The 1702-nt window shown below is 59.0% G+C and carries 1 protein-coding gene and 1 pseudogene; both read left to right on the forward strand.

Features of this window, described 5'->3' with window-relative positions; all coding sequences use genetic code 11:
- Positions 1-9: 9 nt before the first annotated feature.
- Entirely contained in the window at positions 10-984 is a 975-nt protein-coding gene (gene cas1f, locus LPW29_RS15080; protein ID WP_238628694.1) for a type I-F CRISPR-associated endonuclease Cas1f, read from the forward strand.
- Positions 981-1702 (forward strand): annotated as a pseudogene (locus LPW29_RS15085) (type I-F CRISPR-associated helicase Cas3f); the annotation flags it as partial. The gene cas1f and the pseudogene LPW29_RS15085, both read left to right, overlap by 4 nt.

A 1702-nucleotide genomic window follows, 5' to 3' on the forward strand; every position in this document is an offset into this window, starting at 1 on the left:
TTGACGGCTATGGATGATTTTTCGCCTTCTGATCTCAAGACCATACTGCATTCAAAGCGGGCCAACCTTTATTACCTCCAGCATTGCCGCGTGCTCGTCAATGGGGGGCGAGTCGAATACGTCACCGATGAAGGCCGCCAGTCTCGCTACTGGAATATCCCTATAGCGAATACCACATCGTTATTGTTAGGGACGGGGACCTCGATCACCCAGGCCGCGATGCGTGAGCTTGCCAAGGCGGGGGTCCTGGTTGGCTTTTGTGGCGGTGGTGGTACGCCATTGTTCGCGGCCAACGACGTGGATGTCGATGTCTCCTGGCTGACGCCCCAGAGCGAATACCGCCCTACCGAATACCTGCAATACTGGGTCCGCTTCTGGTTCGATGATCAGAAGCGACTTGAGGCAGCGCGCGCATTCCAGCTGGCCCGCCTCGACCGCATGGAGGCGATCTGGCAGACACGACCGCTCAAAGAGGCTGGCTTCACCGTTGCACCTGAGTCACTACATTCCACCTTGGCCGACCATCGTGAGGCCATCGCCCATTCACCCACCACCACCGATTTGCTGACCTTGGAAGCGCGTCTTACCAAGCAGCTCTTCAAGCTTGCTGCTCGCGCGGTGAATTATGGGGAATTCACCCGCTCCAAGCGGGGGAGCGGTACCGATCCCGCCAACCGTTTCCTCGACCATGGCAACTATCTTGCCTATGGATTGGCGGCTACCGCCACCTGGGTGCTCGGCATACCCCACGGCTTGGCGGTACTGCATGGCAAGACGCGCCGGGGTGGTTTGGTCTTCGATGTGGCCGACCTGGTCAAGGACGCCGTAATTCTGCCCCAGGCGTTCATATCCGCCATGCAGGGCGCCGAAGATCAGGAGTTCCGTCAAGCATGCATCGAGCGGCTGACGAGGACCGAATCGCTCGACTTCATGATCGACACAGTGAAGGCCGTCGCCGAGGATCTGGGTCAGGTCGTTCCATGAATGTTCTATTGGTCTCCCAGTGCAGCAAGAATGCGCTCAAGGAGACGCGTCGTATCCTGGATCAGTTTGCCGAGAGGTGCGGTGACCGCACTTGGCAGACGCCCATCACTCAAGCGGGGTTGGACACCCTCCGCAAACTGCTTCGCAAGACAGCGCGCAAGAATACGGCCGTGGCGTGCCACTGGATACGCGGACATGACCACACCGAGTTGAAATGGATCGTTGGCGATGCCGGGCGTTTTAATCTGCAAGGGACGGTGCCGACCAATACCACTTCGCGGGATATTCTTCGTCGTGCCGACGAAAATGACTGGCACACCGGCGAGGACATCCTGCTCTTGGCCTCCATGGGAGCCTTGCTGCACGATCTTGGCAAGGCCTGTGAGGCCTTCCAGCGCCGCCTGACAGGCAAGCTGGAAGGCCGAAATCTGTATCGCCACGAATGGATATCGCTGCGCCTGTTCCAGGCCTTTGTCGGTGGTGGCGATGATGAAAGCTGGCTGTCACGACTCGCCGAGGGTTCCGACCTGAATGTGGATGACTGGCTGGACGGACTTGCAAGTGATGGCCTGGATGAGGTGGCATCACCTTTCCTGACTTTGCCACCCCTGGCTGCGGCCATCGGCTGGCTGCTTGTGACACATCATCGCCTGCCGGTGTTACCGAGAGCCAGAATATCCGAAGGTGACGCGGAGAGTCGGTCAAGACAGGTAGCGCC

This window comes from Ectothiorhodospira sp. 9100, from assembly GCF_022227565.1.
GTDB lineage: Bacteria > Pseudomonadota > Gammaproteobacteria > Ectothiorhodospirales > Ectothiorhodospiraceae > Ectothiorhodospira > Ectothiorhodospira marina.